This window comes from Sphingomonas sp. NIBR02145 (assembly GCF_027359115.1).
GTDB classification, from domain to species: domain Bacteria; phylum Pseudomonadota; class Alphaproteobacteria; order Sphingomonadales; family Sphingomonadaceae; genus Sphingomonas; species Sphingomonas kyeonggiensis_A.
The window spans coordinates 1,085,215-1,108,091 of the sequence record NZ_CP114791.1 but is presented as its reverse complement, the minus strand read 5'-3'; the positions used below and the strand labels follow the sequence as shown (position 1 = coordinate 1,108,091).

Annotated in this window: 20 protein-coding genes and 1 tRNA gene; 15 read left to right on the top strand and 6 right to left on the bottom strand. The window is 66.7% G+C overall.

Annotated elements, in window-relative coordinates:
• Positions 1-158: 158 nt before the first annotated feature.
• The 12 genes from tsf to fabZ all read left to right on the top strand — a co-directional run bounded on the left by tsf (position 159) and on the right by fabZ (position 13,693).
• Positions 159-1,091: a translation elongation factor Ts gene (gene tsf, locus O3305_RS05210; protein ID WP_269575439.1), complete on the top strand. Its 933-nt coding sequence runs from the start codon at positions 159-161 to the stop codon at positions 1,089-1,091.
• A gap of 381 nt (positions 1,092-1,472) precedes the next feature.
• Positions 1,473-2,234 carry a hypothetical protein gene (locus tag O3305_RS05205; protein ID WP_269575438.1) on the top strand — a complete coding sequence of 254 codons (762 nt, stop codon included), beginning with the start codon at positions 1,473-1,475 and terminating at the stop codon, positions 2,232-2,234.
• Positions 2,235-2,369: 135 nt separating this feature from the next.
• Positions 2,370-4,316, top strand: a complete 1,947-nt coding sequence (locus O3305_RS05200) for a glycoside hydrolase family 84 protein (RefSeq protein ID WP_269575437.1) — start codon at positions 2,370-2,372, stop codon at positions 4,314-4,316.
• Between the two features lie 147 nt (positions 4,317-4,463).
• On the top strand, positions 4,464-5,195 hold the full coding sequence (pyrH, locus tag O3305_RS05195) for a UMP kinase (RefSeq protein ID WP_269575436.1): 732 nt from the start codon (positions 4,464-4,466) through the stop codon (positions 5,193-5,195).
• 13 nt (positions 5,196-5,208) lie between these two features.
• Positions 5,209-5,766: a ribosome recycling factor gene (gene frr, locus O3305_RS05190; protein WP_184165845.1), complete on the top strand. Its 558-nt coding sequence runs from the start codon at positions 5,209-5,211 to the stop codon at positions 5,764-5,766.
• A gap of 33 nt (positions 5,767-5,799) precedes the next feature.
• Positions 5,800-6,552: an isoprenyl transferase gene (locus O3305_RS05185; protein WP_269575435.1), complete on the top strand. Its 753-nt coding sequence runs from the start codon at positions 5,800-5,802 to the stop codon at positions 6,550-6,552.
• Positions 6,549-7,328: a phosphatidate cytidylyltransferase gene (locus O3305_RS05180; RefSeq protein ID WP_269575434.1), complete on the top strand. Its 780-nt coding sequence runs from the start codon at positions 6,549-6,551 to the stop codon at positions 7,326-7,328. Before O3305_RS05185 ends, O3305_RS05180 begins: the two co-directional genes overlap by 4 nt.
• Positions 7,325-8,485, top strand: a complete 1,161-nt coding sequence (gene dxr, locus O3305_RS05175; RefSeq protein ID WP_269575433.1) for a 1-deoxy-D-xylulose-5-phosphate reductoisomerase — start codon at positions 7,325-7,327, stop codon at positions 8,483-8,485. The genes O3305_RS05180 and dxr overlap by 4 nt, the downstream gene beginning before the upstream one ends.
• A complete protein-coding gene (rseP, locus tag O3305_RS05170; protein ID WP_269575432.1) occupies positions 8,482-9,615 on the top strand; it encodes an RIP metalloprotease RseP in 1,134 nt (377 codons plus the stop codon). Before dxr ends, rseP begins: the two co-directional genes overlap by 4 nt.
• Positions 9,616-9,684: 69 nt before the next feature.
• A complete protein-coding gene (gene bamA / locus O3305_RS05165; RefSeq protein ID WP_269575431.1) occupies positions 9,685-12,453 on the top strand; it encodes an outer membrane protein assembly factor BamA in 2,769 nt (922 codons plus the stop codon).
• Entirely contained in the window at positions 12,453-13,217 is a 765-nt protein-coding gene (locus O3305_RS05160) for an OmpH family outer membrane protein (RefSeq protein ID WP_269575430.1), read from the top strand. Before bamA ends, O3305_RS05160 begins: the two co-directional genes overlap by 1 nt.
• Before the next feature lie 53 nt (positions 13,218-13,270).
• A complete protein-coding gene (gene fabZ, locus O3305_RS05155) occupies positions 13,271-13,693 on the top strand; it encodes a 3-hydroxyacyl-ACP dehydratase FabZ (RefSeq protein WP_221416320.1) in 423 nt (140 codons plus the stop codon).
• Positions 13,694-13,903: 210 nt separating this feature from the next.
• Here fabZ and O3305_RS05150 read toward each other — a convergent pair whose 3' ends face one another.
• Complete coding sequence (locus tag O3305_RS05150) at positions 13,904-14,356, bottom strand: hypothetical protein (protein ID WP_269575429.1); 453 nt, start codon at positions 14,354-14,356, stop codon at positions 13,904-13,906.
• A 129-nt stretch (positions 14,357-14,485) separates the two neighbouring features.
• Here O3305_RS05150 and rpmE point away from each other — a divergent pair, with 129 nt between their 5' ends.
• From rpmE to O3305_RS05135, 3 genes are all read left to right on the top strand, one after another.
• Positions 14,486-14,716 (top strand): 50S ribosomal protein L31, encoded by a 231-nt coding sequence (gene rpmE / locus O3305_RS05145; protein WP_269575428.1) that lies wholly within the window; start codon positions 14,486-14,488, stop codon positions 14,714-14,716.
• 136 nt (positions 14,717-14,852) lie between these two features.
• Positions 14,853-15,110 (top strand): PilZ domain-containing protein, encoded by a 258-nt coding sequence (locus O3305_RS05140; protein ID WP_260396038.1) that lies wholly within the window; start codon positions 14,853-14,855, stop codon positions 15,108-15,110.
• A 96-nt stretch (positions 15,111-15,206) separates the two neighbouring features.
• Entirely contained in the window at positions 15,207-15,719 is a 513-nt protein-coding gene (locus O3305_RS05135) for a hypothetical protein (protein ID WP_269575427.1), read from the top strand.
• A gap of 16 nt (positions 15,720-15,735) precedes the next feature.
• Here O3305_RS05135 and O3305_RS05130 read toward each other — a convergent pair whose 3' ends face one another.
• The 5 genes from O3305_RS05130 to O3305_RS05110 all read right to left on the bottom strand — a co-directional run bounded on the left by O3305_RS05130 (position 15,736) and on the right by O3305_RS05110 (position 22,799).
• Positions 15,736-16,773: a DUF2332 domain-containing protein gene (locus O3305_RS05130; RefSeq protein WP_269575426.1), complete on the bottom strand. Its 1,038-nt coding sequence runs from the start codon at positions 16,771-16,773 to the stop codon at positions 15,736-15,738.
• A gap of 86 nt (positions 16,774-16,859) precedes the next feature.
• On the bottom strand, positions 16,860-18,704 hold the full coding sequence (locus O3305_RS05125) for a methyl-accepting chemotaxis protein (protein ID WP_353739221.1): 1,845 nt from the start codon (positions 18,702-18,704) through the stop codon (positions 16,860-16,862).
• 135 nt (positions 18,705-18,839) lie between these two features.
• Positions 18,840-21,350, bottom strand: coding sequence for a TonB-dependent siderophore receptor (locus tag O3305_RS05120; protein WP_269575424.1), 2,511 nt, complete (start codon positions 21,348-21,350; stop codon positions 18,840-18,842).
• 602 nt (positions 21,351-21,952) lie between these two features.
• A complete protein-coding gene (locus tag O3305_RS05115) occupies positions 21,953-22,687 on the bottom strand; it encodes a hypothetical protein (protein ID WP_269575423.1) in 735 nt (244 codons plus the stop codon).
• A gap of 22 nt (positions 22,688-22,709) precedes the next feature.
• Positions 22,710-22,799 (bottom strand) — tRNA-Ser (locus O3305_RS05110).
• Positions 22,800-22,877 lie beyond the last annotated feature (78 nt).

Genomic DNA, 22,877 nt, shown 5'->3' with positions numbered 1-22,877 from the left:
GGGGCGTCATCCCATCCCCGTTCGGGCTGCGCGTGTCGAAGCCCCGTACTTCTTCTCCCGTGCCGGGCCAAAGAAGGCGGCCCTTCGACAAGCACAGGGCGAACGGGGATTGATTTATCGGCCGTGCCACGGCGCGGCCTAACCAAGAGGAAAGAAACATGGCCGAGATCACCGCAGCAGCCGTGAAGGAACTCCGCGAGAAGAGCGGCGCGGGCATGATGGACTGCAAGAAGGCGCTGACCGAGACCAACGGCGACATCGAAGCCGCAACCGACTGGCTGCGCACCAAGGGCCTCGCCGCCGCCGCGAAGAAGTCGAGCCGCACCGCCGCCGAGGGCCTGGTCGGCCTGGCCGTTGCCGGCACCAAGGGCGTTGCCGTCGAAGTCAACTCGCAGACCGACTTCGTCGCCAAGAACGACATCTTCCAGACCTTCGTTCGTGACGTGACCGCGGTTGCGCTCGAGCTGGGCGACGACATCGAGGTGATCAAGGCGGCTCCGCTGCCGGCCGGCACCGTCGAGGAAGTGCTGACCAACAACATCTCGACCATCGGCGAGAACCAGGTTCTGCGCCGCGCCAAGCAGGTGCAGGTCTCGCAGGGCGCGGTGATCCCGTACGTCCACAACGCGCAGGCCCCGGGCCTGGGCAAGATCGGCGTGCTCGTCGCGCTCGAGAGCGATGCCGGCGTCGATGTGCTTGAGCCTCTCGGCAAGCAGATCGCGATGCACGTCGCGGCTGCCTTCCCGCTGGCGCTGTCGGTCGAGGACCTCGATCCGGAAGTCGTCGAGCGTGAAGCCGCGATCCTGCGCGAGAAGAACGCCGAGAAGATCGTCGGCAAGTCGGCCGAAGTCGCTGAGAAGATCCTCAACGGCCCGATCGAGAAGTTCAAGAAGGAGAACGCTCTCCTGACCCAGCTTTTCGTGATGGACGGCAAGACCCCGGTTCAGGACGTGATCGCCAAGGCGGCCAAGGACGCCGGCGCTTCGATCGTGCTGAAGGACTATGTCCGCTTCCAGCTCGGCGAAGGCATCGAGAAGGAAGAGAGCGACTTCGCTGCCGAAGTGGCTGCGACCGCCGGTCTCACCAACTAAGGTCTTCCCGGACCTGATGCGCGGGCGCTGTCACCCCAGGGTGGCGGCGCCCGTTTGCGTTTCGGCGATTATCCGTCGTCCGCGGCAGGGGGGCGGGCTGCAATGCACCCGTCGATCTTGCGGTGTCGGATGCTGGCGGTAAGCTCGTCTACGTTGTGTAACGCGGAGTATTCGGCAATGCGGTTGGGGTGGGGCGCGGTTCTTGTCGCCATGGCGCTTGCCGGCTGCGACGGTGGCGGGAGCACATCTTTTCCCGCGCCGACACCAACGCCCACTACCACGCCGGCGCCCACACCTACCCCCAGTCCCAGCCCCACACCGACTCCCACGCCGGCGGCCTATGAGACCGCGTTCGATTTCTCGCGGAATCGCACCATTCCGATGTTGTTCTTCAATTATCCCCAGGGCTTCGAGTATGAGGTCGGCAAGAAGCCGCAGCCCTACATCGTGGATGATTTCCATTTCTCCCAGGATCCTGCCGCCGGAACGGTCGAGATAGGATATGGATATGGCGCTGTGGGAATGTCCTTGGGAGATTTCCACTTCTTCTATCGGGCAAATCCATACAACGGTGTTTTGTATAATTCTCGGGCCGATATCCTGCGTGCGGATACCAATACCGGCCCCTATTCGCGCCGTGCCGTAGTCATTTTTCCCGTCGCCGGCATCCAGTACGCCGCCACGGGCGAGGGGAATAAGCCCGTCGCCGGAGCGGGGGGATATTTCGAGAGAATGCTCCTGGGCGCCCGAACCCGGCCGGGGGATGCGCCCGCAGCCGCCACGCTGACTTATCCCATTGCTCCGGACAGCTACAAGACGCTGGGCAGCTCGGGCGTCGAGACGCTCCTGTATCCTTCAGGCAACCTGGTCGTGAACACGGCGACCAGGGCAGTCGGCGGTACGATAACCGTTCCTTCGCTGAGCGGCGGACCCGCAGTGCACCTGACCATCTCCGGAACGCTCAATGCAGCGGATCTGAGCCTGTCCGGTGACGTGACGAATGATGCATCGATGCCGGCGGGATCCTTTGCGGGCTGGCTGTTTGGTCCGTCCGCGACGGAAGCCGGCATCCTCATTCAAGTTGCCAACACGAAGACCGTTCAATCCTATTTCTTTCCGGTGGTGGGCAAGCGCGCGTCCTGAGCGGGGCGTTCCCGATCGGTGGCGGCCCTTTGCGTTTCACATTGTTGCGCAGGGGCGGGTGCTGCCGCAATCTCTCGACATTGTGCGCTTGGTTTCCTACCAATCTAATACCTTTCACCGGCAGGAGCCTGTTCAATGCGAGAATCCCGTTCCCTTCGTGCTGCTGTTCTGGCCCTGGCGATGGGAAGCGCGATGCCGGCATTGGCCCAGGTCTCGACCGCGCCCGCGATCTTCCCCGCGCCGGTGTCGCTGCGCCTGTCGGGCCCGAGCGTCGCGCTGGGCGATGCGGTGGTTCTGGTGCGCGAGGCGGGTGCGGATGCAGCGACCGAGAAGCTGGTGCGCGCGGTCCTGACCGAAGCCGGCGTGAAGAACATCCGTGTCGAGACGGTGCTGCCGAAGCGGCTCTATCTCACCCATGTCGTGATCGGCGGCGCCGGGGGCGCGGCGGTACGTGACGCGCTGGCGCGGACCGGCGGCGAAGTGCCGGCCAAGGCCGAGGGTTATGCGCTGGCGAGCGCCGCGCAGGGCGACGGCGCGCTGATCGTGCTGGCGGGCAGGGATGGCGACGGCCTCTACCATGCCGCGCAGAGTCTGCGGCAGATCGTGGCGCGCGGGCGCGTCTCCTCGGTGGTCGTCTCCGACTATCCGGCGATGCCTGTGCGCGGCTCGATCGAAGGCTTCTACGGCAAACCCTGGTCGATGGCCGAGCGCGAGGACCACATCGCCTTCCTCGCCCGGTTCAAGGCCAATACCTATATCTACAGCCCGAAGGACGATGTGTTCGCCCGCGACAAGTGGCGCGATCCCTATCCGGCCGACACGCTGAGCGCGCTGGGCAAGGTGGTCGACGTTGCCAATCGCGAGCATGTCAACTTCGTCTATGCGATCTCGCCGGGCCCCTCGATCTGCTACAGCGACGCCGCCGACCTGGAAGCGGTGCGCCGCAAGTTCGCCGCGCTGCGCGGGCTGGGCGTGCGCAGCTTCTATGTCGCGCTCGACGACATCGAATATACCAAGTGGAACTGCCCAGCCGACGAGGCGACGTTCGGCGCGCCCGGCCAGAAGGCTGCCGCAGCCGCGCAGGCGAAGCTGCTCAACGCGGTGCAGGCGGACCTGACGGCGGCGGGCCATGGATCGCTGACCATGGTGCCAACCGAATATTACAACACCACGGAATCGCCCTACAAGGCGGAGTTGCGCAAGGCGCTCGATCCCCGCGTGGTGGTGCAGTGGACCGGCACCGATGTTGTGCCCGCCTCGATCTCGGTGTCTGATGCGAAGAACGCCACCAAGGCATTCGGCCGCAAGACGCTGCTCTGGGACAATTACCCGGTGAACGATTTCGGCGAGACCACCGGGCGGCTGCTGATGGCCCCTTATGACCGCCGCCAGGCCGGGCTTTCGGCGGAGCTGAGCGGTATCGTCTCCAACCCGATGAACCAGGAAGTGGCGAGCCGTCCCGCGGTGGCCGGCCTGCTGGCCTTCTCGTGGAACGACCGCGACTATGACGTCCAGCGCACCTGGCGTGCGGCGGCGCTCGACCTGGCCGGCGGCGATGCCGGGACCGCCGAGGCACTGCTGACCTTCTTCGATACCCAGCATGTCGCGCCGACCTTCGGTCACCTGCCCTGGCAGCCCCAGGCGCCGAAGCTCCGGGCGTTGATCGATACCGCGCGCGACGCGCTGGCCGACAACGACCCGCACGCGATCGAAACCGCGCTCATCGACCTGGGCGAGGCGGCGGACGCGCTGGCGGCGGCGCCTGACCGGATCCGTGCCGGGGTGGTCGTGCCCGGCTTCGTGCACGAGACCGGGCCGTGGCTCGATGCCGCGCAGCTCTGGGGCCGTGCCCTGCGCCTGACCGTGGACGGCCTGGCTGCTGCCCGCGCCGGCCAGCCGGGCGCCGCGCGCTATTTCGCCGAGGCGACGGAACTGACGAAGAAGGCTGCGGCGATTCGCTCGATCGCCGGCGCCACCCGCTTCGAAGGGCCGGTAAAGGTGGCGGACGGCGTGCTGGACAGCTTCATCAGCGACGCGCCGGGCCTGATCTACGTCGCTCCGGCGCCTTCGCCGAAGGACTGATCGCGCCGGAACCGGCATCGTCCACAGCTGTTACCGTTGTCACGAGCGGACGCATGGCAAATAGGCCGTGCGCCCGCTTGTCCCTTTGGGCGCGCTCCTCTAGGGTCCGCGCCGCTTCCCCGTATCCGGCGTAACCAAAAGGCTTTCATGACCGCTCCTCGATTCAAGCGCATCCTCCTCAAACTCTCGGGCGAGGTCCTGATGGGGCAGGGGCAGTTCGGCATCGATCCGGAGACCTGCGAGCGCGTGGCGCTCGAAGTGAAGGCGGCCAAGGAGAGCGGGCTTGAGATCTGCATGGTCGTCGGCGGCGGCAACATTTTCCGCGGCCTGGCCGGCGCGGCGCAGGGCTTTGACCGCGCCTCGGCCGATTACATGGGCATGCTGGCGACCGTGATGAACGCGCTGGCGATGCAGAACGCGCTGGAGAAGGTGGGTGTCGACACCCGCGTCCAGTCGGCGATCCCGATGGCATCGGTTTGCGAGCCCTATATCCGCCGCCGTGCCGAGCGCCACATGGAGAAGGGCCGCGTCGTCCTGTTCGCCGCCGGCACCGGCCTGCCGTTCTTCACCACCGACACCACCGCGGCGCTGCGCGCGGCCGAGATGCAGTGCGACGCGCTGTTCAAGGGCACCAGCGTGGACGGCGTCTATGATGCCGATCCGAAGAAGGTGAAGACGGCAAAGCGTTACGATACGCTGAGTTACGATCGTGTGCTCGCAGATAATCTTAAGGTGATGGACGCCTCTGCCGTGGCGCTGTGCCGCGATAACAATATCCCGATCGTCGTGTTCAACATCCGCGATGCCGGCAACCTGACCAAGGTGCTGGGCGGCGAGGGCACCTCGACGATCGTCCAGAACGAAACCCAATCCGCATAAGAAGGAGCCGATAATGGCCGCTTACGACAAGGCCGACCTCGAGCGCCGCATGAACGGCGCGGTGGAGTCGCTGAAGCATGACCTGCAGGGCCTGCGCACGGGCCGCGCGAGCACCACGTTGCTCGAGCCGGTGACCGTCGAGGTTTACGGCGCGCACATGCCGCTCGCCCAGGTGGCGACGGTTGCGGCGCCCGAGCCGCGCCTGCTCTCGGTCACCGTGTGGGACAAGTCCAACGTCGGGCCCGTCGAGAAGGCGATCCGTTCGGCCGGTCTCGGACTCAACCCGATCACCGACGGCCAGACGCTGCGCCTGCCGATCCCGGACCTGACCGAGGAGCGCCGCAAGGAGCTCGCCAAGCTCGCCAGCAAATATGCCGAAGCCGCCCGCATCGCCGTGCGCAACGTGCGCCGCGACGGCAATGACAGCCTGAAGGCCGACGAGAAGAAGGGCGTTTTCTCAGAAGACGAGCGCAAGCGCCACGAGACCGAGGTGCAGAAGCTCACCGATGCCACGATCGCCGACATCGATGCGGCGGCCGCTGCCAAGGAAAAGGAAATCCTGGGCAAGTGACGTCGTCGCGCGCCCTGCCTGTTTCTTGCCGGAATGACGTCAGCGGTGCGTTCTATGGCTGCTAAGCCCGTTCCCGAGGCGGAAGGTGCGGCGCCCCCGCGCCACGTCGCCATCATCATGGACGGCAATGGCCGCTGGGCGAAGAAGCGGTTCCTGCCGCGCATCGCCGGGCACAAGCAGGGCGTCGAAGCCGTGCGGCGCATCAGCCGCGCGGCGCGCACCCTCGGCATCGAGGTACTGACGCTCTACGCCTTCTCCTCGGAGAACTGGCGGCGCCCGGAGGAGGAGGTGCGGGACCTGATGGGCCTGCTCCGCCACTTCCTGGCGAGCGAGCTCGACGAGCTGGTTTCCGAAGGCGTCAAGCTCCGGGTGATCGGTGCGTGGCGCAAGCTCTCGCCCGATCTGGTCGCGATGATCGAAGGCGCGATGGCACGCACCGCGAACAATCCCGGCCCGACCCTGGTGATCGCGCTTAACTATGGCGCCCAGGCCGAGCTGGCCGAGGCGGCGCGCGCACTGGCCGAGAAGGCGCGGGCAGGGGAGATCGATCCCGCATCGATCGACGAGGCGGCGTTCGAGGCCGCGCTCGATACGGGCGACCTGCCGCCGCTCGACCTGCTGATCCGCACCTCGGGCGAGCAGCGCCTGTCGAACTTCCTGCTCTGGCAGGCAGCCTATGCCGAATTCCTGTTCGTCGACACGCTGTGGCCGGACTTCGACGAGAAGGCGCTGGCCGCCGCGCTCGACCAATATGGCCGCCGTCAGCGCCGTTTCGGGGGCCTGTGAGCAAGAACGGTTCCGAACTCGCCACCCGGCTGGGTGTCGCCTTCATCCTGATCGGCCTGGCCTTTGCCGCGCTCTATTCCGGCGGCCTCGGCTTCTGGGTGGTGGTCAGCGTGGCCGGCGTGCTGATGATGGGCGAATGGGCGTTGCTCGCCGGCGCCAGCGACAAGGGCAAACGGCTCGCGCAATATGCGATCTCGGTGCCGCTGGCGGCGATGGCCCCGGGCCTCGCGGCCGGGCCGGGTTTCCTGGCGCTGGGCCTGATCCTGGGCGCCTTCTTCTTCCTGGTTATCATCACCCGCGGGCTGCAGCTGGCGCTTGGCGCCTTCTATGTCGGCCTGCCGATCCTGGCGCTGGTGCTGCTCCGCGAGCAGCCGCAACAGGGCCTGCTGCTTACCTTCTGGGCGATGGCGCTGGTCTGGGCGTGCGACAGTGCCGCCTATTTCGCCGGTCGTGCGATCGGAGGCCCCAAGCTTGCCCCGGCGATCAGCCCGAACAAGACTTGGGCGGGGTTCCTCGGCGGCGTTGCGGGTGCGACGCTGTTCGCCTTTGTGCTGGTCTGGCTGTTCCACCTGCCGGTCGCGCTAGCTTGGGCGACGCCGGTGCTCGGCGTATTGTCCCAGCTCGGTGACCTGTTCGAGAGCCATCTCAAGCGCTGCGCCGGCGTGAAGGATTCGGGGAACCTGCTTCCCGGCCATGGCGGCGTGCTCGATCGGCTCGACGGGCTGGTCACGGTCGCGCCGGTGGCGGCGCTGCTGGTGCTCTGGCTGGCCCGATGAAGCGTAGTGTCACGATCCTGGGCGCCACCGGATCGGTAGGCGGCTCGACGCTCGACCTGATCGAGCGCGAACCCGATCGCTTCGAAGTGCTCGCGCTGACCGCCAACAGCGATGTCGAGAAGCTTGCCGCGGCCGCGATCCGCACCGATGCGCGCCACGCGGTGGTGGCGGACGAGAGCTGCCTCCCGGCGCTGCGCGACAGGCTTGCCGGCACGGGCATCACCTGCGCCGGCGGCGCGGAAGCCGTTTGCGACGCGGCGCGGATGGGCGCCGACTGGACGATGGCGGCGATCGTCGGCCTGGCCGGGCTCGGCTCGGCAATGGCGGCGATCGAACGGGGCGGCACGGTGGTGCTCGCCAACAAGGAGCCGCTGGTTTCGGCCGGCGATCTGGTCACCGCGGCGGCACGACGCCACGGCGCCACGATCCTGCCTGCCGATTCGGAGCATAATGCGATTTTCCAGTGCTTCGATTTCGAGCGCCCGGAACGCGTGCGGCGGATCATCCTGACCGCGAGTGGCGGTCCGTTCCGTGATTGGGACCTGGAAGCGATGCGTGGCGTCACGCCGTCCCAGGCATGCGCGCATCCCAACTGGTCGATGGGCGCCAAGATCTCGGTCGATTCGGCGACGATGATGAACAAGGGTCTCGAGCTGATCGAGGCGGCGCGGCTGTTCCCGGTCGCTAATGACGCACTTGAAATATTGGTGCATCGCCAATCGGTTATCCACTCAATGGTGGAATATGTCGATGGATCGGTGCTGGCCCAGATGGGCCCTTCGGACATGCGCGTGCCGATCGCGCACACGCTCGCCTGGCCCGACCGGATGGCGACGCCGATGCCGCCGCTCGACTTTGTGGCAATGGCAAGGCTGGACTTCGAGGCGCCCGACGCGGTGCGCTTCCCTGCCTTGCGGCTGGCCCGCGAGGCGCTGGAGGCCGGGGGCGCTCGGCCAGCGATCCTCAACGCGGCCAATGAAGTGGCTGTCGCGGCCTTCCTTGCGGGCCGTCTCAACTTTCTTGAAATTGCCGCAATCTCTGCCGATACGCTTGACCGCTATGACCCGGTCGCTCCGGAAAGCCTCGAAGCCGTTTGGGCAATCGACGCCGAGGCTAGGCGGATCGCGGGCGAGCGTGTGAAGGACGGCGTCGCTTGATTCAATCTCCCGGCATCCTGGTCACCATCCTGGCGTTCGCGCTGGTGCTCGGGCCGCTCGTGTTCCTGCACGAGCTGGGTCATTACCTCGCCGGGCGCTGGTTCGGCGTGAAGGCCGACGAGTTCTCGATCGGCTTCGGCCGCGAGGTCGCCGGCTTTACCGACAAGCGCGGCACCCGCTGGAAGTTCGGCTGGTTGCCGCTCGGCGGCTATGTCCGCTTCGCCGGTGACATGAACCCCGCCGGCCAGCCCTCGCCGGAATGGCTCTCGCTGCCGCCCAGGGAACGGGCGCAGACCTTCCAGGCCAAGCCGTTGTGGCAGCGCGCGATCATCGTCGCCGCGGGCCCCATCATGAATTTCCTGGTCGCGATCGCGATCCTCGGCGCCTTCGCGGTCGCCTATGGCAAGGTCGTGACCCCGCCGGTGATCGGCAGCATCGCCCCCAAGAGCGCGGCCGAGAGCGCCGGGCTCAAGCCGGGCGACCGGATCCTGTCGCTCAACGGACGCCAGGTCGAGGATTTCGTCGATATCGGCGTCTTCGCGATGATCCGCTCGGGCGAGGCGGTGAACATCGAATATCAGCGTGGCGGCCAGACCGCCCAGGCCAGCGCGACGATCGGCTCGCTGACCGAGAAGGACCGGTTCGGCAACATCACGCATCGCGGCGTGCTCGGCATCGGCCGTGTCGCGTCGGAGATCCGCCCCGTCGCGCTCTGGGAAGCGCCGGGCGAGGGGATCAGGCAGACGATCGGGATCGTGAAGACCACGATCGAGGGGCTCCAGCGGATCATTCTGGGACGTATCCCGGTGAGCGAACTGGGCGGCCCGCTCAAGATCGCCAAGGTCTCCGGCGAATTTCTCGCCATGGGACCGGTCCAATTGGTCTATCTGATCGCGCTGATCTCCATTAATCTGGGATTCATCAACCTGTTGCCAGTCCCCGTGCTGGATGGCGGCCATCTCCTGTTCTACGCAGTGGAAGCCGTTCGTCGCCGCCCGGTGGAGCCGCAGGTTATGGAATGGGCTTATCGTGGCGGTTTGGTCGCAATTCTCGCGCTCATGCTGTTCGTTACGTTCAACGACCTCGGCACGTTCGGCGTGTGGAGAAATCTGGCCGGGTTGATCGGCTGATGTGGTTCGTGCAGGGCGGTGCAAGCCGCGTGGCTGACGGCCGGGTATTTTGATTCCGACTGGGGTGGGATGGTGACTGCGATCAAGGCAACGAAAATCGGCGCGCGCGCCACGGCGACCCTCCTCGCGGGCACGGTGCTCTCGGGAGCTGCGTTCGCGCAGACCGCGCCCCAGGCGACCCCTGCGCCCGCTCCCGCGGCGGCCCAGGCCACGCCTGTCCCCGGCCTGCCGGCCCCGGTGACGCGCACGATCAAGTCGATCCGCGTCCAGGGTTCGCAGCGCATCGAGCCGGAAACGGTGATGAGCTACACCCGCCTGCGCGTGGGCGACGCCTATACCAACGAGACGCTCGACCAGGCGATCAAGGACCTGCTCGCGTCCGAGCTGCTCGCCGACGTGTCGATCGAAGGCGCCGAGACTGGCGAGCTGGTGATCCGCATCCGCGAGAACCCCGTGATCAACCGCGTGATCTACGAGGGCAACAAGCGGCTCAAGGAAGACAAGATCAAGAAGGAAGTGAAGCTGGCGCCGCGCCAGATCTTCACCCGCACCGCGGTGCGCGCCGACGTCGCGCGCATCATCGAGCTCTATCGCCGCCAGGGCCGCTTCGCCGCCGTGGTCGAGCCGAAGATGGTCAGCCTCGACCAGAACCGCGTCGATGTGATCTTCGAGGTCCATGAGGGCCCGAAGTCGAAGGTCCGCCAGATCAACATCATCGGCAACGAGGTGTTCTCCGACGGCAAGCTGCGCGGCGAGATGGCGACCAAGGTGGCGAGCCTCGCCCACCTGATGAGCTCGAACACGTCGTACGACCAGGACCGCCTGGCCTATGACCAGCAGAAGCTGCGCCAGTTCTACCTGACCAACGGCTATGCCGATTTCCGCGTGATCTCGGCCGTGGCCGAGCTGACGCCGGACAAGAAGGACTTCATCATCACCTATGTGGTGGAGGAAGGTCCCCGCTATAAGTTCGGTCCGGTCACCGTCGACAGCGCGATCCGCGACTTCGACGACAAGAAGCTCGCCAGCGCGCTGAGCATCAAGGAAGGCGACTGGTACAATGCGAAGGCCGTGGAAGACACGGTCGAGCAGCTGAGCGAGACCGCCGGTATCGCCGGCTACGCCTTTGCCGATGTCCGTCCGGACTTCCAGCGCGACAAGGAAGCGCTGACGATGGGGATGAACTTCCACATCGCCGAAGCGAACCGCACCTATATCGAGCGCATCGACATCACCGGCAACCGCCAGACCCAGGACAAGGTGATCCGTCGCGAGTTCCGCGTGGCCGAGGGCGACGCCTTCAACACCTTCCTGGTCAAGCGCTCGCAGGACCGCATCAACTCGCTGGGCTATTTCCAGGACAAGTTCGAGATCGAGCGTGTCGAGGGTTCGGCGCCGGACCGTATCGTGCTCAAGGCGAACGTCGAAGAGCGTGCCAACGGCGAACTGACCCTGTCGGCGGGCTTCTCAAGCCTCGAGCAGTTCATCCTCCAGGCCTCGATCCGCCAGCGCAACTTCCGCGGCATGGGCCAGACCGTGTCGGCCTCGGTCGATTATTCGAGCTACTCCAAGTCGGTCGAGCTGGGCTTCACCGAGCCCTATCTGTTCGACAAGAACATCGCGCTCGGCGGCACGATCTTCCGCCGCGACTATAACGCGTTCAACTATATCGGATCGGATCGCTCGACCACCTACAGCCAGGTCTCGACCGGCTTCCAGGTCGTCGCCGGCGTGCCGCTGACCGAGTACTGGACGCTGTCGGGCCGCTACTATCTCGCGCAGGACGACGTGACGCTCGACAAGTCGAGCTTCTACACCGACGGCCAGTGCGATCCGCTCAAGGCCGGACGCTACTATTGCGAGGCCGTGGGCAACCGCATCACCTCGCTGGTCGGCGTGACGCTGACCTATGACAGCCTGAACAGCCGCCTGCGTCCGTCGCGCGGTCAGCGCCTGTCGCTGAGCGGCGACTTCGCCGGTGTCGGCGGCGACGTGCGCTATCTGCGCGCGCGCTTCGATGGCGACAAATACTGGAATGTCGGCAGCGGCTTCATCGCCTCGGTCTCGGTCGAGGGAGGCTATATCCACAGCCTCGAGAAGAGCCGCGGTGCGGGCATCGATCCGGTGCGCATCACCGATCGCTTCTATCTGGGTGAGCCGCAGTTCCGCGGCTTCGACATCCGCGGCGTCGGTCCGCGCGTGCAGCGCATCAGCTACACCGGCTCGGTGGCAACCGGCGACCAGCTGCTGGTCACCGATCGCGACCAGATCGTCGACGACGCGATCGGCGGCAAGGCCTATTACCTTACCAAGGCCGAGCTCGAGATCCCGCTGGGCGCCGGCGCTGCCGAAATGGGCCTGCGTCCGTCGATCTTCGTGATGGCGGGCAGCCTGTTCAACATCACCCGCCCGGGCAAGACGATCGAGTTCGAGCAGGCGCGCGACAGCGGCGGCAAGCTGCTGTTCAACGCCGACGGTTCGCCGTCGCTGCTCCCGAAGGACAATTTCATCAAGGATTCGGCGGGCAACCAGCTCTACATCGTGAGCGCGTCCGACCCGACCTATTCGGGCTATTACACCACCTGTAAGGTCGGTTACTCGGCGAGCGCGACCACCGCCTGCTCGGGTACCTCGATCAACGCTATCGCCAATTCGCCGATCACGCCCTTCTACGAGCGCTATGTGGGCGACAGCCCGTCGCCGCGCCTGTCGGTCGGCTTCGGTGTGAACTGGAATTCGCCCTTCGGCCCGCTGCGTATCGACGTGGCCAAGACGTTGCTCCACGCCAAGGGCGACGACACCAAGCTTGTAACCTTCAACGTAGGGACTCAATTCTGATGATTACCAAGAAGCGCATTCTCGCCGCGCTGCTCGCGGCGCCTGCCGCGCTCGCAGTTGCTGCTCCGGCACACGCGCAGGTGAGCGGCAGCATTGCCACCGCGAGCCCGGTTCGCGTCGTCGATTCGTCCAAGGCGTTCACCGCTGCCCAGCAGCAGATCCAGACGACCTACAAGTCGGCCTTCGAGCAGATCAACGCACGCCGCCAGGCCGCGCAGAAGGAAGCCGAGCCGCTTCTCGCCCAGCTCGACACCAACAAGGACAAGAAGGTCGACGACGCCGAGCTCAAGGCTGCCCAGGCTGCCAAGAACCCGGTCCTCGACAAGATCGCCGCGCTGCAGAACACCGCCAATGCGGACGTCCAGAAGCTGAGCAACCCGGCCGCCCGCGCCGAGCTGTTCGCGATCGAATCGATCCTGCGCCAGTATGACGCCGCCCAGCTGCGTGTCGTCACCGCTCGCAAGATCGGCGTGATCCTGTCGCCGGAAGTGTTCATGTACGCGCCGGATTCGGCCGACATCAGCGACGCGATCACCGCCGAGCTCGACAAGACCACCCCGACCGTCAGCATCCAGCCGCCGGCCGAGTGGCAGCCTGCCCGCGAGACGCTGGCGATGCAGCAGCAGCTGGCCCAGCTCGAGCAGATCCGCGCCTATCAGGCGGCTGCCCAGCAGCAGCGCGCTGCCCAGGGTGCCGCTCCGGCCCCGGCAGCTCCGGCGCCCGCCGCTCCGGCTGGCGGCAAGAAGCCTGCTGAGCCGCGGTGAGCGAGGAAGTAACGGCACGCGCCGACATCGGCCCGCTTGATATCAAGCGGGTGATGGCGGCGCTGCCGCATCGCTACCCGATGCTGCTTGTCGATCGCGTCGAGGAACTGGTCCCGGACCAGCGCATCGCCGCGATCAAGGCGGTCTCGATGAACGAGGAATTCTTCCAGGGGCATTTCCCCGGGAGGCCGATCATGCCCGGCGTCCTCCAGGTGGAGGCGCTGGCGCAGGCGGCGGGTGTGCTCGCGGTCGAGAGCCTCGGCCTCGCCGGTTCGGGCAAGCTCGTCTATTTCATGTCGATCGACGGGGTGAAGTTCCGCAAGCCGGTCGAACCCGGCGTGCTGCTCCGCCTCGAGGTCGAGTTTATCCAGAAGCGTAGCCGCGTCTGCAAGTTCGCAGGCAAGGCGCTGCTGAACGGCGAGGTCGCCACCGAGTGCGAATTCACCGCGATGATCGCGGATCCGCCTTCGGATTGAGCCTCACGGCCATGGATTTGGAACGCCGGCGGGCAGGGCAACCTGCCTGGCCGGCGTTTCGCTGTCTGGCCGGATCGATGGGCTTTTGGGTGCTTCAGCTCCCCGGCGAAGGCCGGGGCCCAATTGCCATGTCGGTCGAGAGGCTCCGCCGCAATTATCGATGGTGCGCCGAAACTGGGCCCCGGCCTTCGCCGGGGAATTGAAGATGTCTTAGCCCGCCGGGCCCTCCGCTTGCTTCTTCTCGCGTTCAGCACGGCGCGCCGCAGCCTTCTCCTGCCGCTCGATCCTGCGAGCCTCGCGTTTGTAGTGGGCCCGCTGCGCCGGTGTCAGGATCGGTGCACCACCGACAACGATCTCCTCATCCATCGCCGCCGCATTCGCGGGGGCCGCCTGGGCTGTCGGCGCATCCTGCGCGGCCGCGGGCATGGCCATGATGCCGGCCGCCAGAGCGGTCGCTGCAATCAGGGCCTTCGCCGCCGGATGCTTGTAGCTTACGCAAAGCTCCTCTCGGGCTTCGGCCAGCGTGCGCAGCCGCGCTGCCGTGCCGAGCTCGTCCAGATCGACCACGCGCTTGCTGCATTGCCGGCAGAAATCGCCGTCCATCACCTCATCCAGGCGATCGGCAACGGGGCAGGGGCGACTGATCCTGGGAAAACCATCCATGACGCTTCACTCCTCTGTTTATGCCCGCAGCCTATAATGTGCGCGGGCCGTTGCCTAGCGGCCACGTCTCTGCTAGGCGCGCGCCTTCCGCTGCCGGTCGGAAACCGGCGGCTTTCCAAGGAATTCGATGTGAAGAACGATACGCATCCCGATTACCACATGATCAAGGTCCAGATGACCGACGGCACCGTCTTCGAGACTCGCTCCACCTGGGGCAAGGAAGGCGATCTGATGACGCTCGACATCGACCCGCTGGCGCACCCGGCCTGGACCGGCGGTTCGCAGCGTCTTCTCGACCAGGGCGGCCAGGTCGCGCGCTTCAACAAGCGCTTCGGCGGCCTCAACCTCGGCAAGAAGTAATCTTGTGGGCTTTCGGCGCGTTACGTTGTTAACGCGCCGTTAGCCAGCAGGGTCTAGCTTGCCCGGCATGGCAAGCGCAGCACGAGCATTCGCAGCGGAATTCGAACCGGCCGAGGAACTTGGCCGGCGCAGGTCCATGCGCGCACCGGTCTCGCTCGATGCGAAGATCGGGCGGGGCGGCCTTGACCGCGCGCTCTGCAAGGTGGTGGACGTTTCGCTCCACGGCGCCCGCATCCACACCTATTCGGTGGTGAAGGCCAACTCCATGATCTGGCTGGCGCTGCCCCGGATCGGGCATGTCGCCGCTCGCGTCGTCTGGTCGGACGATTTCGAGGCCGGCCTCGAGTTCCAGACGTCGCTCACGCCCGAAGCGTTCGAGATACTTACGGCATAATGATGGCCCTGTGCGCCGAAAGGATGCACGGGGTGATTGCGCATGGGCGCAAACTAAGACATCCTCCACGAACTTCACCTGCTGGGGAAACTGGTGATGCTCAAGGGTCTGCTGCTTTGCGCGGCGGCATGTGCCGCGCCCACGACGGTACTGGCAGGCGATAAGGACCTGCCGATCGTTCCGAACCTGAAGGCGATGCTCGCCGCCGATGGGGCTGCGCGCAATGCGCCGGGCCGCAAGGCCGCGATGGCGCGGCCTGCCAGCTTCGTGCCGATCGCCTATCGTGGTCTCGAACGTGCCGATCTCTCGACCACGACTGTCTCGCAGCCGCCGGTGCGGTTGCAGTCCGCCACCTCCGTCGCCGAGCTCAAGGCGGCGCGGGACTGGCATCTGTCGGTCGTGGAGAACAGCCAGAACACCACCAGCGCCCGTGGCGGCAGCTGGGCCGTGTACGATACGCTCTCCGATCATCGCAAACCGCGATTCCGCCGTTCGGCGCTGAGCACCATGCTGGTGCTCAAGATCGACGGGAAGGAAAACACTTCGCCGGTCAGCGTCGGCGGTGGCGGTGTCGCATCCGCCCTGTGGAAGGCGATGCCGGGGGACTGATCCCCCGGGCGGCCGCTTAGCCCAGCCAGTCGATCCAGTTGCCATAGGCATGGCAGGTCGCGAGCCTGCGGGTCTCGCCGCTCGGCCAGCAGGTCAGCGTCAGCTGCACTTCGCTGCGCGTCGGCGTCCATTCGAAGCCGATCCAGGCAAGCGGCCGTTCGGCCGTGGCGCGGGCACCGGCGCCGTGGATCGCGTTGAGTACCGTCGCGCGGTCCTCGCCGGTGAAATATTGCAGCACCATCGAGTGGAAGACGACCCGGCACCGCCCGGCCAGCTGCGGCTCGGCGAGCCGCTCGACCAGCCAGGACGCGGCGTCCTGCCGGTCGATCCGCGGCGGGTGGCGCAGCGCCAGGTCGAGCGCGCGTTCCAGCCGGCGGGCGCGGCCGGGCTGGTCGGCCCAGACATAGGAAAGCAGCCGCTCGCGCGTCTCCGCATCGCCCGGGTCGAGCGGGTTGAGATCGACTCCGCGCGCCGAGGCGACCTCGATCGGGGCGGGAAGGGGCTCCGGCCCCGTCCATAGCGGCACCACCTGCACCGGTGAATCGACCTGACCGGCGGAAATGCCGCCCAGATCATAGCCATAGCGCGCAAGGTTGAGATTGAGTCCGCAGCTCGATCCCAGCTCGAGCAGTTCGAAGGGCAGCCCGAACCTGCGGCGCGCGACCATCAGCGCGGCGCCGATCGCGGCGGCCCGGCCGACTTCGTTGGTCTGCGGCGTATCCTCCATCCAGCGCGCGATGAACGCGTCGGAGGCGGCAAGCGCGGCGCCGATCGCGCCGTCATAATCGTCATGCTCGCGGCGATAGAGCGCGCGCAGCGCCTCGGGCTCGCCGCGGCGGGCCAGCGCGTGGAGCGCGGCGTTGAAGCGCATCGCCAAGGCCGAGGCGGAAGGGTCGCGCGGCCAGCCGGCGATCAGCTCGGCGGTCCTCGGCGCGAGATAGAGCTGGCGATGCCCGGCCTCGAGCACCGCCGCGACGAAGGGCGAGCCGAGCCGGCGGGCGACCCGGGACTGGCGGTGGAGCTCGCCCACCGGCGTGGGCACCATCATGCGCATTCTGTTTTCCTTGCCACCCGAAGGCGGAGACATGCGGGTATCCCGGGGGCCGGCCCGGCGGCATGACGCCGCCGGGCCGGTGCGCCTCAGAAGGACTGCCAGTCGTCGAGCGCGGCGCCGTTGGCCGGACGCGTCAGCGCCGATACCGCGGCCGCCGGCAGCGGCTTGGCCGAGATGTCGAACCCGCCCCGCGCAGCCGCGCGCGGCGTCGCCCGGCCGGTCTCGCCGACCTTGAAGCGGCGCGCCTGCTCGGAGAGCGTGGTCACTTCGCTGGCCAGGTGACGCGCGGCGGCCGAGGTCTGCTCGACCATCGCGGCATTCTGCTGGGTCGACTGGTCCATCGCGCCGATCGCGGTGCTGACCTCGCTGATCGCGGTCGCCTGGGCCTGGTTGTCGCTCGCCATCTCGCCGAGCAGCGAGTGGACCTCGCCCACGCCGGTCGAGATGTTGGCCAGCGCGCCATCGACCTTCTGCACCGCATCGACGGCCGAGACGATGTCGGTCTGCGTCGCGGTGAGCTGGTCGCGGGCACGGCCCGCTTCTTCTTCCGCGCGCATCGCCAGCGCCGAGACCAGGTCGGCGACCACGGCGAAGCCGCGGCCCGCTTCGCCGGCGCGACCGGCTTCCACCGCCGCGTTCATCGCGAGCACCCGGGTCTGGAAGGCGATCTTGTCGAGGCCCTCGATGACCGAGTCGATGCCCTTGGCGCTGTCCGCGACGCGGGTCATCGCCTGCATCGCCTCGTCGGCGGTCTCGCGGCCGTCGGTGACCGTGGCGATCGTCTCGTCGGCGCGGGCAACCGTGCGGTTCGCGGCATCGGCGGTCGCGCGCAGGCGGCCGTTCATCTGCGTCACCGCGGCCGCCGTCTCCTCGAGGCTGGCGGCATTGGCTTCGGTGCGGCGCGCCAGATCCTCGGAGGCCTGGGCGATCTCGTTCGAGCCGGTGTTGATCGCCGCGGTCGATTCCATCACCGAGGCGATCAGGCTGCGCAGCTCGCTCACCGCCGCGTTGAAGTTGGTCTTCACCGCTTCATATTCGCCCGGGAAGGCCTGGCTGATCTCGGCGGTCAAATTGCCGCCCGCCAGTTCGGAGAGCTGCGCCGATACGGTCTCGACGACCATCTTCTGCGTGGCTTCGGCCTTGGCATTGGCGGCATCGGCCGCCTGCTTGGCCACCGCGGCGTCGCGGAACACCAGCACGGCGCGGGCCATGTCGCCCAGCTCGTCGCGACGATCGGCGTCGGGCACGGTGATGTCGTTCCGGCCGGCGGCGAGATCCGCCATGGTGCGGGTGAGGCCCGAGATCGGGCTGGCGATCAGCCGGGTGAGCACCACGGCGAGGGTGATGGCGATGCCGATCAGCGCGATCGCGCCGATCACCAGCACGAACAGGGCAGTGCTGATCGCCGATTCCTGGCGGGCGCCGTTCTGCTCGATCGCGGCGGTCTGCGCGTCCTTGATCTCGCGCAGCGGCAGCACGGCGGCGCTGGTCAGCACGGCCTTGCCGGCGGCGCGCACCTCGGCCTCGGCAGCGTCACGCTGGCCGGCCTTGACCTTGGCGATCAGGCGATCGCTCCAGTCCTTGCGCCACTTGAGCGTTTCCTCGCGCGACTTGACCAGCGCGTCCTTCAGCTTGGGATCCTTGAGCAGGGTCTCCAGCTCGGCCGAGGTCTTGTCATAGTCGTCCCGCCCCTCGTTGTACGACTTGAGATAGGTCTCGTCGGCGGTGACGAGGAAGCCGCGCATCTGGCTGTTCTGGCGCAGCAGCGCGGTCTCCAGCGCCTGCGCCTTGGCGTAGATCGACTGGCTGAGATTGTTGGCGTCGGTCGAGCCGCGAATCGACGAGATGCTGGAGTAGAACACCAGCATCACGATCGCCGCCGTCGCGCAGATCGTCAGGAACGACAGGCCCAGCTTCCTGGGGATCTTCATGGCCTTGAACATATTTCCTAGCCTTGATCGGGATGGTGGCGCCTGCGGCCGCAGGGCGCCGCCACCTCAGGGGTGCCTCCGATACGGAGCGGGGCCCGGACCATGCCCCCCGGCATGGCCCGGACCCGCGCCGGATCAGAAGTCGAAGCGGACCGCCGCCGAGATGGTGCGGCCGTTGAGCACATGCGCACGCGCCACGCCCACCGCCGGGATCACTGCGTCGTCGATCGCGGTGATCGCGATGACGTCGAAGAGGTTCGCGGCGTTGACCGACAGCGTCACGCGGTCGAGCGGGCGGAACTGCACGAACGCGTTGGTCGTCGTGTAGCCCGGCACCTTCAGCGTGTTCGCGGCCGTGGCCCAGCTGCCGGTGGTGCCGATGACGACGGCGCCGACGCTGAACTTCTCGGTCGTGATCTGCGGGGTCACCTGGTAGATCAGCTTCGCCTGGTGCTGCGGCGTGTTGCCGCTGTTCGCCGGGGTGAACACGTCGTTCGTGATCTCCGCGTCGGTATAGGTCGCACCCGCGGTCAGGCTGAAGATGCCCATGCGGTAGCTGCCCTCGAACTCGGCGCCGATCGCCTTGTAGTCGCGCAGCAGCGGCAGGCCGGTGGTCGAGTCGAGGTTGCTGTCCTCGGCCTTGGCCCAGAAGCCGGTCAGGTTGAGGGTCAGCTTGTCGTTGCGGTACTTCACGCCCGCCTCGGCCTGGTGGACGACGTCGACCGCATTGTCCTTGTCGACCATCTTGCCGGTGTTCGGGTTGACCAGCGGGCTGAACTGGATGCGGTCGCCATTGGCGCGGCCGCCACGGCTGTAGCGCGCGAACACCGCGAGCGGTTCGGCGATGCGCCAGTTGATGCCGGCCGAATAGCTCAGATAGCCATAGGTATAGTCGACCACGCCCGGGGTGGCCGGGGTGATCGCCACGGCCATTTCCGGAACCGAGATCACGCCGTCGCCATTGACGTCGCGCGGGGCGACGCCGACGCGGCCACCGCCCAGATCGGCGCCGAACACGGTGCCTTCGGCCTTGCCGAAGTCATAGCGCAGCGAGCCGCCGATCGAGACGCCGCCGACCTTGAGGTTGACCGAGGCGAACGGAGCGTTGGTGGTGTAGCCGAGCTTGTAGCCGCGGCGGAACTGGCCCGGGGTCGGCGCGCCATAGCGCAGCGTGCCGTCCTGGGTGACCTTGACGCCGCCGGCGGTGGCGACGTCGAGCAGCTGGGCATCGCCATTGTCCGAGATGCCGCTGAGCACGGTCGCCCAGTTCCAGTCGGAATCGATGTTCTGGTGCGAGCTGTAGAGGCCGACGGTGGTCGTCAGGTCATGGCCGCCAAGCTTCCACACCTTGCTGGCGCGGATGTCGTTGGTGACGTTGCTCAGGTCGTTCAGGTCGGTATCCGCGAGCATCATCAGCGCGCCGAGGCCGTTGCCGTTGAGCGTCGTCGGGTTGGCGACTGCCTGGCCGGTGTTCGGGCCGCTGGCATAGCGCAGCGTGCCACCCGGGGCGCCGAACGCCGCCGGCATCGCCGCGGCGGGCACGAACTGGGTGTAGTAGATGCCCATGTAGTGGTTGGTCATGTTCGAGTAGCGGAACTTCTCGGTCACGTCCCAGCCGGCGATCTCGAACTTCGCCTCGAGGCCCACGGACTTCTGGATCGGGTGCTGGCCGGCGGTCACGTCGTCGCGCACCGGCTGGTTGTTGCCGTCCAGGGTCAGCTGGGTCTGGTAGAACTTCGAGAACAGCGAGTCATGACGCACGTCATAGCCGGCGATGTTCTTGTAGGTCGGGTTGGTGTTGGTGCCGCTCACCGCGATCGGGGTGATGTCGTACGCGGGCGTGCGGTCATCCAGATACTTGGCGTAGAAGCGGATATAGCCGCCGTCGAACTCCTTGGTGACGTTCAGCTTGATCTGGCCGCCGCGGGTCGAGGTGAAGCCGGTCGCGCGCGGGCCTTCGCCGTCGCGGTAGAAGCCCCCGACATGGAAGCGCAGCGTCGGGGTGATCTTCGCGCCATAGTCGAAGTCGATGCGGCGCATGCCATAGTCGAGGCCGGCCGAGAGCTGCACGGCGCCGCCTTCGGTGTCGCCGGTCTTCGAGATGAAGTTGACGATGCCGCCCGGCGAGTTCGACGCGAAGGTCGAGGCCGAGCCGCCGCGGATCGCTTCCACCGCTGCCAGGTTCAGGTCGGCGCGCAGGAAGGTGTCGGCGGTGGCGAAGGCGATGTCGCCGAATTCGAGCACGGGCAGGCCGTCTTCCTGCAGCTGCAGGAACTTGGCGCCGGTCGAGGCGATCGGCAGGCCGCGGATGGTGATGTTGGCGCTGCCTTCACCGGTCGATGCTTCCGAGCGGATGCCCGGGATGTCGCGCAGGATCTCGGAGATCGAGCGGGCGCCGATCTTGTCGATCTCGGCGGCACGCAGCGCGCTGGTCGAGGTGGCGCTGTCCAGGCGGTCGCGGCCCTTGGCGACGCCGGTCGAGAAGACTTCCTCGGTCTTCTTGGCGGCCGGGGTCTTCTGGGCCTCGCCCTCGGGCTTCGGTGTGGTGTTGCTGGTCGCCGGAGCGGCCGGCGCGGTCTCCGACGCCATGGCAGGGGCGACGAGTGCGAACGGCGCGGCAGTGATCAACAGGAAATGCTTCTTCATGATTAGACGATCCACCTTTGAAAATTTTGTGACCCTCGGCGGGGTCGTTCCTTCCCTGGAAACCGGCGCTGCCGGTGCTGCCTCGGCGATGGCGGGCCCCCGTTGCGCGGGACCGGGCCAGCCATGCGGACGAAGCGGAATTTCTGCGGTCTGGATGGTTCCGGCCTGGGGCTGCACCCGAGGGCATCGACCGGCGATGGCTTGCGAACGTCGGGCACGCGCAGGCTCTCGGCCCGACGCGACGGGATCGCGCAGCCGGTGGCGAGATGATTGCGGGTGATGCGTTCGCGGAGCCGCCCCCCTCCCGGAGCTTTCCGCATCGATGCGCCGAACGGCAGAAACGCTGCCGTGGCCGCCAGAACTTCCCTGGCCTCTTGCGAGGCTCTTGTACCGCTGCGCTCCTTTCCCCCTCAGCGGGCCGGTGGGCCCATCGGTTAATATAGTCGGGTCGGGAGAAGCGCGGTCAGACTACGCAAAATTTATATTATCTGACAAATCAGAGCATGACTCTGAGAAGCAAGGCTTTCTTCCAATACAGGGTGTGTACGGGTCGCGGTTCTTCGGCGGGTGTTGCGCCGGAACCACAGTAACCGAAGCTCGTCTTAGTTCGGCTTGGTCTGGCGTTGCGCGACGAGCTTGCGCACCAGCTCGGCATATTCGTTATTTGCGTCCAGCGTCTTTGCCTGGTTCGCGGCGTTGGTTGCGCCGGCCATGTCGTTCTGCGCGACCAGGGCGATGCCCTTCGCGGCGATCAGGTTGGCGCGCTCGGCGCCGGCCAGGTCCTTGTCGCTGGCCAGGAACCGGTCGACGAAGGGCGGCATCTCGCCATAGGCGGACAGGCTCAGCAGCGTCGCGACATATTCCTTGGTCAGGTCATGCTGGTTGGGGGAGATGGCGAGCCCCTTGGCATAGCTTGCCTTGGCGCCTGCGAAATCCTGCATCTCATACTGGATCCAGCCGACCGCATAGGCGAGCTCGGCATAGTGGAGGTTGGTCAGCACGAAGTTGGAGCCGGCCGGGAAGCCGTCGATCGCCTTGCCTGCCTTCTTCGCGGCGTCATAGGCGAGATACTGGTGTTCGTCATAGACGCGCACCTCGGTGCCGCAGCGTTCGGCCGCGGGCATCGCGGCGGGCAGGGTGGCATAATGCTTCTGCAGCACGGGAAGCAGGGCGGTGAAGCCCGGCTTGTCCTGCGCTTTCATCAGCGCGAACGCCTTGTCGATATCGGGCTGGACCCGGGCCGCGAAGGCCGCCTTGTCCTCGCAGGACCCGGCCAGGGCGGCGGCGGGCGAAAGCAACGCGATGGCGGCGACAGTTGCGACCCAATATCCACGCATGCCCATACCCCTTTGAAGAATATGGCGGAAAGGGTGGGATTCGAACCCACGGTGCGCTTCCACGCACGGCGGTTTTCAAGACCGCTGCCTTAAACCACTCGGCCACCTTTCCGCGTTGCGACTCGCGCTATCCGGATTGGCGACGATCCGCCACAATTTGTTGACGAAAACCGCCGCTGGGGGGTTCAGG